This is a genomic window from Vibrio diabolicus, from assembly GCF_011801455.1.
Taxonomy (GTDB): domain Bacteria; phylum Pseudomonadota; class Gammaproteobacteria; order Enterobacterales; family Vibrionaceae; genus Vibrio; species Vibrio diabolicus.
The window spans coordinates 2,009,748-2,026,260 of sequence record NZ_CP042451.1; the positions used below are offsets into that span (position 1 = coordinate 2,009,748).

A 16,513-nucleotide genomic window follows, 5' to 3' on the forward strand; every position below is an offset into this window, starting at 1 on the left:
TTACAACCCTCTTTCCTTAATCCAGGCTCTTACCTTAATTCCGGGTTCAATTACACTAACACCAGAGATAATGATTTGATCGCCATCGTTAAGCCCAGCTAACACTTGGTTTTTGTCATTCATTTCAATAGCGGCTTTGGACACAATACCTTGCTCATCGACACGCCAAACGTATGTTTTGCCGTTCTCTTCTAGCAGCGCGGAATTAGGAATTTTTGTTGCACCAGCATTTTTAGATAGGAGGTAAGCATTACCAGACATGCCCGGTAAAAGGCCTATTTCTGCTGGTCGCTCCATCACCATAGTGACTTTGTAACTACCGGTTTTAGGATCGGCTTCTGTATCGATTTCTTGAAAGGTCAAGTCAAATGACTGCTCGGGGAAAGCGTCAAAGACCATTCTGGCAGAGACATCGCTACCCTGAGTGTAACGATTTAGCAGATAGTCAGGGACTTGGAATATCACCTTAAGCAGTTGGTTGGATTGAATATTCATCACGCCTTCTTTTGCGGCGACATACTCATGGTTTTCTGCTGGAATATACGAAATCGTACCATCATATGGCGCGACAAGTTTGGTATACCTTAAATTTGCCTTTGCTTGATTCCACTGAGCTTTGGCTGAATTGTGATTCGCTTTTGCCTCATCAAAATCTTGTTCGGACACCACTTGGTCTTTACGTAACTTTTGGTATCGCTTGTACTGCACGTCTGCGAGCGCGAAATTTGCCCGAGCTTGCTGTTCAAGCAGAGAATATTCATCAGGGTTTAATGAAGCCAATACATCGCCTTTGCTGACGACTTGACCTTCATTCACCTCAATCGTTTGAAGAAGTCCAGGAACTCGAAACGTCAGTACCGCTTTATCACCAGCTTCCGTCGTGGCAGGAAAGTGTCGTTCAAATTGGGCATTGCCAACAGATACTGTAAATAGCTTTGCGGGGCGGGATTCAGGTTCTGGAACAGGGGGAAGTTCTTTACCACACCCCGACAACACAGCCGAGATGGCGACAGGAATGAGCAATCTTCTCATTACATTCATCCATAAAAATTAAGGGATTATTTTTAAAGTAGATGAATTCTGGGCGAACTTCCAGAGTTGAAAAGATTAATAGTGCTTTAAAATTAGTAATTTGTGACAAAAAAGCAGGCTTTGCACCTGCTTCGTTTAAATCTTCTTTGGATGCGGAGTGTTTAGAGCTTACTGAACTCCCGATTCACCCTATATGTATCAGACGTAACATACGCTTCCATGTTACGGATTTTGCCATCAAGACGGTCAAAATCGCGTTCCAACACACTGAGCAATTGGTCCGGACTTTGTCCTTTCTGCCAAGGCTTACTTTTAAGTGTGTGCTCTTGTTGCGCTCGGATATTTTCAGAATACGTCACTGGTTGCTTTTCTAACATAAACGCCATCGCGACGTATGCTAACAACACCAAAAACGTACCGCCCAACAGCGCTGCAGAAATCACTACAATACGAATCAACCAAACCTCTGCACCAAAGTAGTTGGCAATTCCGGCGCAAACACCGGAGATTTTGCCATTTACTGGGTCACGATACAGCTCTCGATTAGTCATACTTGCGTCTCCATGTTGGTGACTCAGCATCCAAGATGCGCTCCAATGTATCAACTCGGGACTGCATCGCTTCCGCTTTTTCAGATAGTACCTGAAGGCGCTCTAAATCTTGGCTCGACAGTGCACTATCCGTTTTGCGTTTACTGCGATAGTGTAAGAAGAGCCATAGAGGAGCGACAAAGATCAGAAAGACAATTGCTGGTCCTGCAAATAAAAATGTCGACATAAATGGCTCCTTTATTATTTATCTTTCGATGACATCTGTTCTTTCAGTTTTGCCAACTCTTTTTCGATTTCGTCTTGAGCTTGAAGCTCTGCAAACTCTTGCTCTAGCGATTTTGCATTACCAGTTTGTGCGTACAAATCTGCTTCTGCTTCCATTTCATCCACTTTACGCGAGTACTGCTCAAACTTCGCCATCGCTTCATTAGTACGGCTAGTGTGCAGGTGTTTTTGCACATCACGACGGTTAGAGGCGGTTTGGTTACGAATTGCTAGTGCTTGCTGTTTTGCACGCGTTTCTGCAATTTTGCTTTCTAACTTACCGATCTCGCCTGTAAGCTTGTCGATCGTTTCTTCTACTAACGTCTGCTCAGTGTGAAGACCTTTAATCACTTGCTCAAGCTTTTGCTTTTCAATTAACGCTGCACGAGCCAAATCTTCACGCTGTTTTACCAACGCTAGGCTCGCTTTTTGGCTCCATTCGCCAATTTGCTCTTCTAACGTTTCAACTTTACGAGCCAACTCTTTTTTGTCTGCAATCGCTTTAGCCGAGTTAGTACGCACTTCAACAAGTGTGTCTTCCATTTCTTGAATGATAAGACGGATCATTTTTTCAGGATCTTCCGCCTTGTCCAGCAATGCACTGATGTTTGAGTTAACGATATCTGCAAATCGAGAAAAAATACCCATAACGGAACTCCTCTTTTTTCCTATTAAAACTCGACAAGGTGGTGATTGACCTTGCGTCTCCCTGAATACATTACAAGTAGCATGCCAACTTAAAATTACATTTAAAATCAGCAGTTTATGCATTTTGTTGTCGTTATGCACTATTATGCTATGATGTTTTTCACCAACTGTTGGTGAAATTCACCAACTCCATATGTAAATCAAGGCTCGGCTGTTAAATAAGAAGGACTTTATGAAGCAAAACCTGATTGGTGAATCACCTGCTTTTCTCGCCGTACTAGATAAAGTATCACAACTTGCGCCTATTGAGCGTCCAGTCCTCATTATCGGTGAACGAGGAACGGGTAAAGAACTCATCGCTCAGCGTTTGCATTATTTATCAAGACGTTGGGATAAGCCACTACTATCACTCAACTGTGCGACCTTAAGCGAAGGACTAATAGATTCAGAGCTATTTGGTCATGAATCCGGCTCTTTTACAGGTTCTAAGGGCAAGCATAAAGGACGTTTTGAACGCGCCGAAGGCGGCACTTTGTTTCTTGACGAACTGGCCACCGCACCACTTTTAGTTCAAGAAAAGCTGTTGCGTGTCATCGAATATGGTGAATATGAACGAGTTGGCGGTCATACCGCTCTCAATGCGGATGTTCGACTTGTTTGTGCAACCAATGCCGACCTACCAAAATTGGCGGAACAAGGCGATTTCCGTGCCGACTTACTCGACCGTTTAGCGTTTGATGTCATCATGCTGCCTCCTCTTCGTGAACGAAAAGAAGACATCCTCTCTTTAGCAGAGCACTACGCGATGAAGATGTGCCGTGAACTTCAGCTCGAATATTTTGTCGGTTTTACCTCAAAAGCACAGCATTCGCTTCTTGAATATGAATGGCCAGGTAATGTCCGTGAACTAAAAAACGTGATTGAACGTGCTATTTACCAACATGGTCTCAATGCCGATCCAATTGATGAACTGATTTTCAATCCTTTTGAAACAGTTTGGAATAACACGCTTGGTCATAATGCCGAGCAAGCCGAACAGCAGCAAGAAGAAGCACCAAGCAGCGCAGTTCAATTCCCTCTAGACTATAAACAGTGGCAAGAAGAGCAAGACATCCACTTACTCAATCGCGCATTGGAAGAGGCCAAGTTTAATCAACGACAAGCAGCCGAGCTACTTGGTTTGAGCTACCACCAATTACGAGGGATGGTTAGAAAATATGGTTTAGTCGGGCAAAGCTAGCTTGGTCGAAGGTGCTTGATCGGTTAGCGAGCGAGTGACAGCGCTCTAATTTGTATGTCTTTCAAGCATAACACCTTACAGTGTATGGATTTTATGTTTGGAGCGAGTTCACAAAGGTGATAAATTAGCGAGATCATTTTCGCTTGTTAGCTCTGAAAGAGTAAGATCAAATGAAACAAGCAAGATCCAATGAACATTTCATATTATGAATGCTTTTATAAGATTATCGCTGAGCCTTATTGGAATTAGCCTACTGACCGCTTGTGGTGATGAAATTGACCACAATGACATTCGCAAAGCTGGCTTTGTGTTTTGCGGACAAGGTAAGCCAACCACGTTTAACCCTCAGCTTATTGATAGCGGTATTACCGCAGAGGCACTGAGCCCGCAGTTGTACGATACGCTGCTCACGCTCGATCCTAAATCACATCAGCCAGTAGCAAATATCGCTGAGAGTTGGTCTGTGAATGAGTCAGGAACGGAATACACGTTTAAGCTTAAACGTAATGTTCAATTCCAAACCACGTCCTGGTTCACTCCCACTCGCCCATTGAATGCAAAGGATGTGGTATTTAGCTTCAAGCGAATCATTGATGTAGACCATCCTTTTCACCAAGTAGGTGGTGGTTTTTATCCATGGTTTGCAGGGTTAGATTTTCAAAACCTGCTGCAAGACGTGACTGCGATTGACGAGCATACGGTAAGGTTTACCTTATCTCAGCCAAATTTTTCCTTCTTGGCAAATATTGCCACCAGCCATGCTGTCATATTGTCTGCGGAGTACGGACAGCAACTGGCAGCAAAAGATCATAAAGAAGAAATCGACCAACTTCCTATCGGTACCGGCCCATATCAACTAAAAGAGTACCAAGTTAACGACTTGATTCGTTTGGAACGTCACTCTAACTACTGGAAGTCACCCGCGAAAATGGAACAAGTGGTGTTCGATATCTCTCATCGAGGCACTGGTACCTTGGCGAAACTTTTAAGAAACGAGTGTGATGTGCTCTCTTCGCCTATTTCAAGCCAAATACCCGTTATTCAAGAAAATGACAATCTTGAGTTAACTGCTACGCCAGCCAACAACGTATCCTTTATTGCGATCAACACTGAAACGACCGCACTTAGTGATGCTCGCGTCCGCCAAGCACTTAACTTAGCGATTAACCGTCAGAACATTTTAGATTCGGTTTACTACGGAACTGGCTCGCAAGCTTATACATTGCTACCGCCTAATTCATGGGCCTATCAAAAGGACAGCGTAAAAATTCGTTATGACCGTAACTATGCATTAGCACTTCTCCGTGATGCTGGCTATGAAGACGGTCTAGAGCTGACCATGTGGGTACCACTTGAACCACGCGCCTTTAACCCAAGTCCTCGCAAGACCGCGGAGCTAATCCAAGCGAATTTTGCCGATATTGGGGTTGAGTTAACGTTGCTAACCGATGATAGATTCGAACGTGTGGATTTAGAGAACATCAACGACATCGATTTACTTTTAACTGGTTGGATTGGTGATACCGGGGACCCTGACAACTTTTTCCGCCCGTTATTATCTTGTGAGTCTGATCGCGTTGGCCTCAACGTATCGATGTGGTGTAACGATGATTTCGATTTCTTGCTCGATTTGGCATTGGAAACCCAAGAACCGCGTTACCGTCTGAACCTATATCGCCAAGCGCAGAACATTTTAAATCAAGAATTCCCGGTAATTCCTCTGGCACATGGTGTGCAATTCCGTGTTCACGACAAATCACTGACAGGCTTCAAATCAAGCCCTTTCAATGCCCAACCGTTTGATAGAGTTGAGAGAATTCACTGATGTTTTGGTATACCGTTCGACGCTTTAACCTATTTTTCATCACTTTGATGATCCTCACATTAGTGGGCTTTTCTCTGCTGCGCCTTGACCCTCTCTCGCACTGGGCAAACGTTGATTTTTGGTCTGGTTGGCAAACTTACTTAATCAACCTTTCTCAGCTTGATTTTGGCATAAGTAAAAACGGCAACGCGATTTATGACGAGCTCGCCGTCGTATTCCCTGCCACTTTGGAACTGTGCTTTTTTGCCTTTTTGGTGTCCCTTTTGATCGGTATTCCGCTTGGAACCGTTGCTGGGATGAAGCAAGGTAAATGGCTCGACACCAGCATTTCATTCATGTCGATGTCTGGTTATTCCGCTCCAATTTTTTGGGTGGCTCTGCTACTTATCATGGTTTTTTCATTGGAATACCAACTCTTTCCCGTGGCAGGACGGTATGACCTGCTGTACGAAATTGATCATGTAACCGGATTTGCCATTATCGACGCTTTCATGGCGAAAGGTGAATACCGCGCTCACGCACTGCAAAGCGTCATTGAGCATATGGTGCTGCCATGTTTGGTGCTCGCTTTGGCTCCAACCACGCAGGTTGTCGGACTAATGCGTTCTTCGGTGGCGGAAGTGATGAGCCAAAACTACATTCGTGCAGCGAGAATCAAAGGTCTCTCTAACCGCGAGATCGTTACTCAACATGTCTTGCGTAATGCAATACCGCCTATCATCCCCAAAGTCGGTGTTCAACTTTCCAGTATGATTACCTTGGCTATCATCACTGAATCTATTTTTAACTGGCCAGGTATTGGTCGTTGGTTGTTAGATGCATTGGCAAACCAAGATTATGCATCAATCCAAGCTGGCGTGATGGTACTTGCGACTTTGGTTCTCACCGCTAATATTCTCTCTGATTTGATTGGCGCGATGATTAACCCTCTAGTTCGAAAGGAATGGTATGCTAACAAATAACGTTTATCAGGAAGAGCGCATTCCAACTCAGTTTGAGCGATTTTGGCGAAGTTACCGCGCCAACGGGCTAGCCATGTTTGGCCTATGGTGCTTGGTATTTATCGTCCTAATTACCATTTTTGCGCCACTGCTTGCGCCGTTTGATGCCCAAGCACAGTCAGGCGAATTGCTTGTGCCGCCATCATGGGCCCCAGCTGGAACGGTTGATTACTTTTTGGGGACCGATGACTTAGGCCGAGACATTCTGTCACGCTTGATCATGGGCTCTCAACTTACATTTGGTGCAGCCGTTGCCATCACTGCGATTGCCGCGGTCGTAGGTTGTTTGATTGGCGTATTAGCAGGTATGACGAAAGGCTTACTGTCGAGTACCCTCAATCACTTGCTCGATACCGTCATGTCGATACCGTCGCTCTTATTAGCAATCATTTTTGTGGCATTTCTAGGCTTTGGTGGGTTCAATATTTTACTCGCGATCTGCTTGGCTTTGATTCCGCGTTTTATTCGCTCCGTTTATATCGCAGTCCACACCGAAGTTGAAAAAGACTACATCATGGCGGCACGCCTTGATGGCGCTAATGATTTCTACTTACTGTGGAGTTCAATTCTTCCCAACATATTGACGGTTATTGCTGCTGAAATCACGCTCGCGCTCTCTGCTGCGATTTTAGATATTACTGCGCTGGGTTTTCTTGGCTTAGGCGCACAAGCCCCAAGTACTGAGTGGGGAGCGATATTAGGTGACTCTGTCGAGTTGATTTATATTGCACCTTGGACCGTAACCCTACCCGGCCTAACCATCATGTTTACCGTTATTACCCTAAACTTAGTAGGTGAAGGTGTACGTCAAGCGCTTAATGCGGGGATCGAATAATGCCGTTGTTAGATATTCGACATTTGACTATTGAGATTGAAACCCCTCAAGGGTTGGTCAAAGCCGTGGACCGAATGAGCCTAACTTTGAATGAAGGCGAAATTCGTGGTCTTGTAGGTGAGTCTGGTTCAGGGAAAAGCTTGGTTGCAAAAGCGATTGTTGGGGTAAGTAAAGATAACTGGCGCATTACCGCAGACCGTATGCGCCTTGGCAATATTGACTTGCTTCAGCTTACGCCAAAAGAGCGTCGACGTGTCATTGCCCGTGACATTGCGATGATCTTCCAAGAGCCATCAACCTGTCTTGATCCTTCAGAAGAAGTGGGACGTCAATTGATCGAGTCCATCCCATCTCGCGCGTTTGAAGGGAAATGGTGGGAACGATTTAAATGGCGTAAAAAACAAGCCATCGCGCTTCTGCATAAAGTAGGCATTAAAGATCACAAGCGTTTAATGGGTAGCTACCCTTATGAACTGACTGATGGTGAGTGCCAAAAAGTCATGATTGCCATGGCGATAGCGACCAAACCAAAGTTGCTGATCGCAGATGAACCAACCAACGACTTAGACCCGATTACCCAATCGCAAATATTGCGTTTATTGAGCCGTATGAACCAGCTCAATAACACGACCATTCTGCTTATCGGTCACGACTTAGCGACCATCACACAATGGGCGGGCCGCATTACGGTAATGTATTGTGGTCAGTCGGTGGAGTCTGCCGATACCAGTAAAATAATTGCGGCACCCAAGCACCCGTACACAGATGCCTTGCTTAAAGCGATGCCAGACTTTAATGATTGGGTACCACACAAGCAAAAACTCCAATCCCTACCGGGATCGATTCCGCCATTGCAGCATCTGCCCATCGGTTGTCGACTCGGTCCACGTTGCCCGTATGCGCAGAAACAATGTGTTGAAATTCCACACACCAGACGAATTAAGAATCATAAATTTAACTGCCACTTTCCATTGAACACGGAGAAAAAGTCATGAGTGCGTTACTTGAAGTCGATAATTTATCGAAGCAGTTTGTTACGCGCTCCCGACTATTCAAACGTCAGGTTAATGAGGCTGTCAAACCGGTGAGCTTTACGTTAGAGCCGGGGCAAACTATCGGTTTTATTGGCCAAAACGGTTCAGGAAAATCCACTCTTGCCCGTATGCTTGCAGGCGTTGTAGAGCCAAGCTCTGGAGAAATCCGTGTAAATGGTGAACGATTGGAGCACAAAGATTACGCGACACGCTGTAAGCTCATTCGCATGATTTTCCAAGATCCAAATACATCGCTCAACCCGCGTATCCAGATTGGCCGTATTTTGGAAGGTCCGTTAAAGCGAAACACCAACATGCCGCCAGATGCACGCATGCAGCGTGTGAAGAACACCCTACTCCGCGTCGGATTGTTGCCTGAGCACGCCTATTTTTACCCACAAATGCTAGCGGCAGGTCAAAAACAGCGTGTGTGTTTAGCTCGTGCGCTTATTCTTCAACCTTCCATCATTGTCGCTGACGAGGCGTTAAACGGTTTGGATATGGCCATGCGCTCACAGATCATTAACTTATTCCTCGAGTTACAAGAAGAGATGGGATTGTCATTTGTGTATGTATCTCAACACATTGGCATTGTTAAGCACATTACTGACAAAGTGATGGTGATGCATGAAGGTGAAGTGGTCGAGTTTGGCGAAACTAACCAGGTATTGACTCATCCCGAGCATCCTATTACTCAACGCCTAGTCGAAAGCCACTTCTATAAGGCGCCAAGCCACCAAACAAAATAGCCTATTAAAGATGTCATCGTTCAAATGTAAAGAAGCCTGCGTTAAAGCAGGCTTCTTTATTGTATGGGTACTAATCAAAAAACTAACGGCGGCTCGCTTGTTTGCGCAGTTCAAAATCAAACTCGTCAGGAAACAATACGACCCCTTCTTCATTTTGATTTGGGAATACAACAATCGATAGCTCGTCATCCTCTAGACCAGAGGTCCAACGACTGTGCCACTTGTTTAGAGAGATCGCTTCTGGCTCGCAATCTTCCCAATCACCATTCGCCCATTGCAAAGCAAACTCTTCGTTTGGCCATACTGGTACACAATCATCATCTTCTGTATTTAACATGACACAGCCATGTTCATCTTTCAGAATCCAAACTTTACGATTCGCCACAACCTCTTTTACGCAGTACTTTAAACGTTGCTCTTCGTTGTAACGATTGATGGTATCCATCTGCTCTTGGGTCAGTTGCTCAGACATATTCGTCTCCTATTTCCCATAGAAAAATGCCCGCAGCTAGGCGGGCATTTAAAGTATATGCTAGAAAATTAAGCTAGCTCAGTTTGAAGCCAAGGCCAGCCTTGCTTCTTACGGCTTAGCGTGTTTTCCATCATTAGCATTCCGTCTTTTTCGTGCTTAACAAGCTTCTCAGCCCACTCACCTTTGTATAGAAGACGAGTTTGAGCAGTCGTGATGTCTGTTAGCATTACAGCAGCAAATGCAAGGTTGTCTTTTTCGCAACGCGCTTCTAGATCCGCTTCTAGTGCTTCGATCATACCGTCAACTTGCTCTAGTGTGGCAAGCTCAACCTGACCTACTACTACGTCACGACCGTTGAATGGGTAACCTTTAAGGTCTTTCTCAACAAGCTCAGCCGCAGATAGACCTTCGATGTTTGTCTTAGCAATTAGAAGATCTTTAGTGAATGCGTCAACATCTTGTACGTCTGCGATTACCGCTAGCTCAGCAACGGCATCTTTGTCTTTTTGTGTACAAGTTGGAGAAGCAAAGCCTACTGTGTCAGATAGAATTGCTGACATCATTAGCTTAGCGATTTGTGGAGTAATCGCGTGACCTTCAATCTTGAACATGTTGAATAGAACAGTGTTGGTACAACCAACAGGCCAGATCCATGCTTCCATTGGGTTTACTGTCATCACGTCACCTAGGCGGTGGTGGTCAACAATACCCGCAATTTCAGCTTCTGCGATATCGTCTGGTGCTTGTGCTAGATCTGAGTAATCTACTAGCCAAACGGTCTCACCCGCAACTGATGTGCGAAGCTCAGGAACTTCAGCGCCAGCAACTTCTAGGATGTGCTGAGTTTCACGGTTGATTTCGCCTTGGCGAATTGGCATAGCTTCAACGCCACGCGCTTTTAGAAGTTCAGTTGCAACGAGTGCACTACAAATACTGTCACTGTCTGGGTTCTTATGACCTACAACTAGAATCATGTTTCTTCCTATTCAAGTCAATTTTATACGCCGCCTAATACAGTTAATTAGGGCGTGTTTGCTCACAAAGGCCGATACTTTACCTGATTTCAGAGAGTTTGACACGAAGAAAAGTTCACAATGCTATTGCGAATAAATCTCATTTACATATAATGATAATTATTCCTATTTGCATTTGAGTAAACGATGAACGCGACCCAATTTTTACACTCTGCACAACAGTTGTTTCAGCCTACTCAGTTTCGTTTAGCTTATAAGCGATTGCTGATCCCTATCGTCATGCTCATTTTGCTAGGCAATGAAAATACACGTGACGTTGCCGTACAGACGCTATCCGACTCATTCTGGGCGGTGTCATGCTATGTTGCCGCCACCTTGGCAATTTATCATTATCTTTCAAACTTTATGTCGAAAACCAATCGAATTACCGAGCTCTACCACCGCTCGCGTAATCATCAGGTTTTCTTTGCTTCTTTATTGGGCGCTTTGCCTGGCTGTGGTGGCGCTATTGTTGTGACAACGCAATTTATTAGTGGCCGAGTAGGATTTGGTGCGATTGTCGCGGTACTTACTTCAACAATGGGTGACGCTGCCTTTTTGCTTCTCGCCGCCAAACCTAGTGTTGGTGTAGGCGTGGTTGGATTGGGCATTATCGTGGGTACTCTTTCAGGGTTGGTCGTTAATGCTTTTCATGCTGATAACTTTCTGCGCCCAGAACCAAAAGAAGCGCCTCAGACACATGCTTGTTGCCAACACCAGACAGACCGTCACACGCCACTTGAACAACGTGCAATCAATCTACAAGGCGCGTTTTGGAAATGGCTTATTGTGCCTGCCAGCGTCGTTGCTGTGTTAATGTCTTTCCAAATCGATATTAATCAGCTGTTGTCTTTGCAGGCCAATACCATTGAATGGCTGGGCGCTATCTTCGCGGTGATCACAATGTCGTTGTGGGCGATGACAAAAGAGCTCGGCGATTATCAGTCAACGGTCTCTGAAGATGAAAAAATTGTGGACTCACACCCGATTCAAAAAGCAGCCCAAGATACGAATTTCGTCAGTGCTTGGGTGATCGTGGCGTTTCTGGCGTTTGAACTGACAACCTATTTTTCTGGAATCAATCTCGTAGAAACCTTTTCTCATTGGGGAATTTGGATGCCATTAGCTGGCTTAGCCATTGGTATGCTACCTGGTTGCGGACCGCAAATTTTAGTCACTAGCCTATACATTTCTGGTGCTGCTCCACTGTCCGCGCAACTAGCCAATGCGATATCTAACGATGGTGACGCCCTATTCCCCGCCATTGCAATGGCACCGAAAGCCGCTTTGGTCGCGACTATTTATTCGTCCATTCCTGCTTTTATCGTTGGATACGGGTATTACTTTTTATTCGAGTTCTGACGCTCAGGACGTCAAAACGAAAAAGGAGCCACAGTAGGCTCCTTTCTTGTTTTTATAATCGAACGATTTGGTTCACGTTATGCCGTGACGATCGCTTTCGCATTTAACCCTTTATCAACGCTAACCATTAATAACTGACAAGGTTCTTGGTTTAGCTTTTCTCCTGTCCAGTAATCATACCAATCCATCGGTTGATCAGACGTCAGCGTAAATTCCATCGCCCCGTAGCTGGCATAGTTAAACAAGCAGTGAAGGTCATTCTTCGTCGTTAGTTTTAAAAACGCATGATTTAAACTCAAAGCCGTGAACTTTGCTGACTCTTGGTTACGTTGTTGACGTAGCATGAGCTTAGCCAATGTCTTCTTTGCAAATGGCGTAATCTCAGGGAGCGGATCGCCAGACAGCAGCAAACCACCACACGCCAATAACACCGTGCGATGAAATTCATACTCTTCTCTGGATGCGGCTTGATTAGCTAATGACGTGAATGTCGCGCAATCCGGATCAATTTGCCACAGTTTTCGATGCTGCCAACTACGATAAAAGGTTTCTTTGGCTATCTGCTCGAAACGACGACTATGGCGTTCTACGTCATCAGAAACACGCATTGCATCCACAAGCCCTAGAGATGGCCACATTGGCGCGTTGCAACCTAAAAGCCACGCATCACCAGCGCCTTTAGCAATCGCTTCCATTCCTAAGCGATACGCCTCAACGCCTGTAATACCAGATTGTTTACGCACACCTTTCAAGGTGCCCCAATAGTTCGCGTCTAGCTTGAACAATTCAACGCCCCACTCTTGTCTCATGACAGAGACCACATTCGTCAGATGGTCTTGCACTTCTGGGTTTGAGGTATCGAGTATGTACCAAGGCGTGCAGCGCCAACCACCGTATGTGACATCTTCTGCTTTAAGTAAGCTTCCATCTTTGTGACGAACAAACCACTCTGGGTGTTGTTTGAAGATCTCCGACTCAGGTTGAGCAATAAAGGGTGCCATCCAAATCGCCGGCTTTTTGCCTTTTGCACGGATACTATGAATGAGCTCTTTCACACCACCAGAAAACTTATCCGATGGGATTAACCAATCGCCCATAAAGGCTTGATAGCCATCATCCAGAAGTACCCACTCTAGGTCTTCAAGCTTATCTTGCATGCAATCAACGTTCTGCATGATGTTTTGCTCTGTCACGTCTGCGTAGTAGGCATACCACGAACACCAACCGACAGGCGCATCTTGTGTCACACCTTGGCGAACAGGATGATGCTCTGCAATCATCTCGCCATAGATTTGATAAAGCTCAGACAGAGATTGGCCACAGAGTACCGCCACGGACTCAAGTTGATTACTTTCCCAATCCGCCACTTGAGTAAACTCACCATCAATCGCGGCAGATAAAACCCAATGTCCATCACGCAGGACAACATCAAAATAGCCCGCAAAACGGTGACATGAAGTAAAGCCAAACAAGGTATAGCCAGCCGAGCCTTCCACCACTAAATAATTGTAGTAACGCTTAGGGGCATCTTTGGGATAGATTCGATAAGAAGGGTTGTTGTCTGGACAGCGACCAATATCAACAGGATGGCTAACCGTTCCCGCTGTTTGCGCCAGCATTTGGAATCCATCGCCAATCACGTTGGCCTCGTGCTCATATAAAAACGGCATCTCGAACAACACTTCACGGTCGGTAAACGTTTTATTGTGAAGCCCAGCAAAAGAAAAATGTAATTGATTACCCTCAACTTCAACTTGGAAGTCGTTGTTATTCACAGTGATCTCAATGTGGTTTGCCAATTGAATGCTCTGAGCCATAAAGAGTCTACTCACTTAATTATTATTGTTTAGCTTGGTTCATTATCCCCTGCTTGTCCCACCCAATTCGTTATCAACGTCACGAATCCTACTGTCGTTTAGCGTCACAAATTTATTATTGAGATAACGCTCACTGAAATTTTGGTTAAAAAAATACCAGCCCGAAGGCTGGTATTTCGATTGATGTAAATTGCATTCATTAAGCAACTTCGATTGGGCCACCGAATGAAGTCACTGGCGGTACTTTGCCGGTGAACTTCTCGAAGTCTACGATACATGTGTTCGCAGAAGTCGCCTGCGCAAGTTCAGAAGAGCCGATGTCTTGCGTTAGCGTGTTAGGGTCACCGTAAGTACAGATTGCGCCCTCTTTCTCGTTTAGAGGACCGTACCATGCACCTTCTTCGATACGAATAACGCCACGTGGGTAGCTGTCAGTAAGAACAGCACCAGCTAATAGCTGACCACGACCGTTGAATACGCGCACTAAGTCACCGTCTTTGATGCCTTTCGCTTTCGCATCCGCTGGGTTGATGTAAACAGGCTCACGACCTTGCACCGCGTAAGTTGCACGGAACTCTTCAGATTCACACATTTGAGAGTGCAGACGCTTGTCTGGGTGACAAGACTGCAACCAGAATGGGTATTTGTCTGAACCAGGGCCACCGTGTGAACGCTCTGATTTTTCGAACCACATTGGGTGCTCTTGACAGTGTTCGTAACCGTAACGGCCGATCTTACGAGACGTGATCTCGATGAAACCAGACGGCGTACCTAGTGGGTTAAGCTCAGGGTCTTTACGGAAGTCCGCATGACGAACCCAAGGTTTACCTTCACCGAAGTCTAGTACGCTCTTCTCCCAGAACTCGTTGAATTCTGGCATTTCAAACTTACCTTCGTTCGCTTTCTTACAATCGTTGTATAGGCTTTCGATCCATTCCATCTCGCTCATACCACGAGTGTATTCTTCGCGGCGACCAAAACGCTGAGTTAGTTCACTCATGATTTGGAAGTCAGGCTTAGATTGGAACAATGGATCGACGAGACGATGCATTGCAATCAGACCTTTGTTCGAGTATGAACCGTATACGTCGATGTCGTTACGTTCCCATTGCGTACACGCAGGTAGAACGATATCCGAGAAACGACATGTTGCAGTCCAAGCAAACTCGATCGTTACAACCGTTTGAAGTTTGCGGAACGCTTTCTTCATGCGGTTACGATCTTGATGGTGGTGCCATGGGTTGCAACCCGAGATCACCATCATCTTGAAGTCTGGCAGTTTCACTTTACCGCCGTTGTAGTTGATCTCTTTGCCTGGTTCTAGCAGACAGTCGATCCAACGTGCAACTGGGATAGTACGGCTGTAACCGTTAAAGTCGTTGTTGTCCCACTTCGGCTTCATACCTTGGTCAAGGTTACGAGGGAAACCACCAGGGCCCGCGAAACCAGTTGAAGGTACACCGATACTTGAGTAATGGTGACCGTAAGAGATACCACCGCCAGGTAGACCGATTTGACCAACCATTGCAGCAACCACAGCCGCCGCCCAGTATGGTTGCTCACCGTGCTCTTGACGCTGGATACACCAACCCATCAGGATCTGTGTACGGCCACTGACTAGCATACGCGCGAATTCGCGAATCTTGTCCGCTTTCACGCCACAGATAGCCGCAGCCCACTCTGGTGTTTTCTCTACTTTATCTTTTGTCTTACCTTGAACGTATTGAATAAACTCTTCAAAGCCTAGACAGTAAGTATCAATAAACTTCTTATCGTACAAGTCTTCGTTGTACAGCACGTGCGCCACAGCAAGCATGAACGCTACGTCTGTCAGCGGGTTAATGTACAAGTGATCGTTCTCTAAGTAGCGCTGAGTCTTATTCTTCACTGGATCTACAGATAGAACGTTGATCTCACCTTTCGCTACTTTTTCTTTTAGTTGTGCTAGGTACTTGAACGACTCATGCGTTTCACAGTTCCAACCTACTTGAAGGTTTTTCACTGGGTCGTTAGCCCAAAGAACGATGTTGTCAGAGTTCTCTAGGATTTCAGACCAAGACGTACCTTGTGCGTAAACTTCGGTTGAACCAAGTACGTAAGGCATGATGGTTTGACCTGCACCCGTCGAGTAGTCACCTACTTTCGTAATGAAGTTGCCGTGCATACCCACTGCACGTTGCATGTGCGCGGTACAGTTGTTGAATGAACCTGTTTGGTTCCAACCCGTTTGACCTGCGTGTAGCGCCCATGGACCGTAGTCTTTTTGAATACGTTCTAGTTCGCGGTAGAACAAATCTAGCGCTTCATCCCAAGTCACGCGGATGAAACGGTTGTTACCGCGAGTATCCGCGCTGTATTTATGTTTCTTCAACCAATCTAGACGAACCATTGGGTAACGAACACGTGAAGGGCTGTAAATAATGCCCTTGATGCCGTTTAGCATTTCAGTTGGGTTTTTGTCTAGCTCTAGCGGTTTGATCTCTTGAACTTTACCCGCGTAGATGTGGGCGCGGAACGCGCCCCAGTGAGAACCTGTTACTTTCCAAGTACCTGTCGTCTCAACAGCATTGGCAGAGGCGGACGCCAATAAGCTAGGACCAATAACTGACGCTGCACTTGTGGTTGCTACACCTTTAAGAAAACTTCTTCGTGTAATAGCCATTTAAATTA

General features: G+C 45.6%; 15 protein-coding genes. 7 read left to right on the forward strand and 8 right to left on the reverse strand.

Annotated elements, in window-relative coordinates; genetic code table 11:
• The 4 genes from FR741_RS09570 to pspA all read right to left on the reverse strand — a co-directional run bounded on the left by FR741_RS09570 (position 1) and on the right by pspA (position 2,495).
• Positions 1 to 1,032 (reverse strand): efflux RND transporter periplasmic adaptor subunit, encoded by a 1,032-nt coding sequence (locus FR741_RS09570; protein WP_047008606.1) that lies wholly within the window; start codon positions 1,030 to 1,032, stop codon positions 1 to 3.
• Positions 1,033 to 1,193: 161 nt separating this feature from the next.
• Entirely contained in the window at positions 1,194 to 1,583 is a 390-nt protein-coding gene (pspC, locus tag FR741_RS09575) for an envelope stress response membrane protein PspC (protein ID WP_012841944.1), read from the reverse strand.
• Positions 1,576 to 1,809: an envelope stress response membrane protein PspB gene (gene pspB, locus FR741_RS09580; RefSeq protein ID WP_046874790.1), complete on the reverse strand. Its 234-nt coding sequence runs from the start codon at positions 1,807 to 1,809 to the stop codon at positions 1,576 to 1,578. The genes pspC and pspB overlap by 8 nt, the downstream gene beginning before the upstream one ends.
• A 14-nt stretch (positions 1,810 to 1,823) precedes the next feature.
• Positions 1,824 to 2,495 (reverse strand): phage shock protein PspA, encoded by a 672-nt coding sequence (gene pspA / locus FR741_RS09585; protein ID WP_005393294.1) that lies wholly within the window; start codon positions 2,493 to 2,495, stop codon positions 1,824 to 1,826.
• Between the two features lie 232 nt (positions 2,496 to 2,727).
• Here pspA and pspF point away from each other — a divergent pair, with 232 nt between their 5' ends.
• The 6 genes from pspF to FR741_RS09615 all read left to right on the forward strand — a co-directional run bounded on the left by pspF (position 2,728) and on the right by FR741_RS09615 (position 9,179).
• Positions 2,728 to 3,735 (forward strand): phage shock protein operon transcriptional activator, encoded by a 1,008-nt coding sequence (gene pspF / locus FR741_RS09590; protein WP_167426715.1) that lies wholly within the window; start codon positions 2,728 to 2,730, stop codon positions 3,733 to 3,735.
• A 205-nt stretch (positions 3,736 to 3,940) separates the two neighbouring features.
• Complete coding sequence (gene sapA / locus FR741_RS09595; protein WP_005393298.1) at positions 3,941 to 5,560, forward strand: ABC transporter substrate-binding protein SapA; 1,620 nt, start codon at positions 3,941 to 3,943, stop codon at positions 5,558 to 5,560.
• Entirely contained in the window at positions 5,560 to 6,522 is a 963-nt protein-coding gene (locus tag FR741_RS09600; protein WP_046874787.1) for an ABC transporter permease, read from the forward strand. Before sapA ends, FR741_RS09600 begins: the two co-directional genes overlap by 1 nt.
• On the forward strand, positions 6,509 to 7,396 hold the full coding sequence (locus FR741_RS09605) for an ABC transporter permease subunit (protein ID WP_005378123.1): 888 nt from the start codon (positions 6,509 to 6,511) through the stop codon (positions 7,394 to 7,396). The genes FR741_RS09600 and FR741_RS09605 overlap by 14 nt, the downstream gene beginning before the upstream one ends.
• Positions 7,396 to 8,391 (forward strand): peptide ABC transporter ATP-binding protein, encoded by a 996-nt coding sequence (locus FR741_RS09610; RefSeq protein ID WP_005378126.1) that lies wholly within the window; start codon positions 7,396 to 7,398, stop codon positions 8,389 to 8,391. The genes FR741_RS09605 and FR741_RS09610 overlap by 1 nt, the downstream gene beginning before the upstream one ends.
• Positions 8,388 to 9,179, forward strand: a complete 792-nt coding sequence (locus FR741_RS09615) for a peptide ABC transporter ATP-binding protein (RefSeq protein WP_005393308.1) — start codon at positions 8,388 to 8,390, stop codon at positions 9,177 to 9,179. Before FR741_RS09610 ends, FR741_RS09615 begins: the two co-directional genes overlap by 4 nt.
• 82 nt (positions 9,180 to 9,261) lie before the next feature.
• Here FR741_RS09615 and FR741_RS09620 read toward each other — a convergent pair whose 3' ends face one another.
• Both FR741_RS09620 and FR741_RS09625 read right to left on the reverse strand, forming a co-directional pair.
• Complete coding sequence (locus FR741_RS09620) at positions 9,262 to 9,651, reverse strand: DUF2750 domain-containing protein (protein ID WP_085343079.1); 390 nt, start codon at positions 9,649 to 9,651, stop codon at positions 9,262 to 9,264.
• Between the two features lie 68 nt (positions 9,652 to 9,719).
• Positions 9,720 to 10,625, reverse strand: a complete 906-nt coding sequence (locus FR741_RS09625) for a manganese-dependent inorganic pyrophosphatase (protein ID WP_005393312.1) — start codon at positions 10,623 to 10,625, stop codon at positions 9,720 to 9,722.
• Positions 10,626 to 10,811: 186 nt separating this feature from the next.
• On the opposite strand from FR741_RS09625, the gene FR741_RS09630 reads away from it, so the two are divergent.
• Positions 10,812 to 12,026 (forward strand): putative manganese transporter, encoded by a 1,215-nt coding sequence (locus FR741_RS09630; protein WP_167426716.1) that lies wholly within the window; start codon positions 10,812 to 10,814, stop codon positions 12,024 to 12,026.
• A gap of 77 nt (positions 12,027 to 12,103) precedes the next feature.
• Here the strand turns inward: FR741_RS09630 and FR741_RS09635 are convergent, their stop codons facing one another.
• The gene (locus FR741_RS09635; RefSeq protein WP_167426717.1) at positions 12,104 to 13,843 is read right to left on the reverse strand and encodes a glycoside hydrolase family 36 protein; all 1,740 of its coding nucleotides are present in this window, start codon (positions 13,841 to 13,843) and stop codon (positions 12,104 to 12,106) included.
• A gap of 199 nt (positions 13,844 to 14,042) precedes the next feature.
• Positions 14,043 to 16,505, reverse strand: a complete 2,463-nt coding sequence (gene torA / locus FR741_RS09640) for a trimethylamine-N-oxide reductase TorA (RefSeq protein ID WP_041156583.1) — start codon at positions 16,503 to 16,505, stop codon at positions 14,043 to 14,045.
• Positions 16,506 to 16,513: the final 8 nt, after the last annotated feature.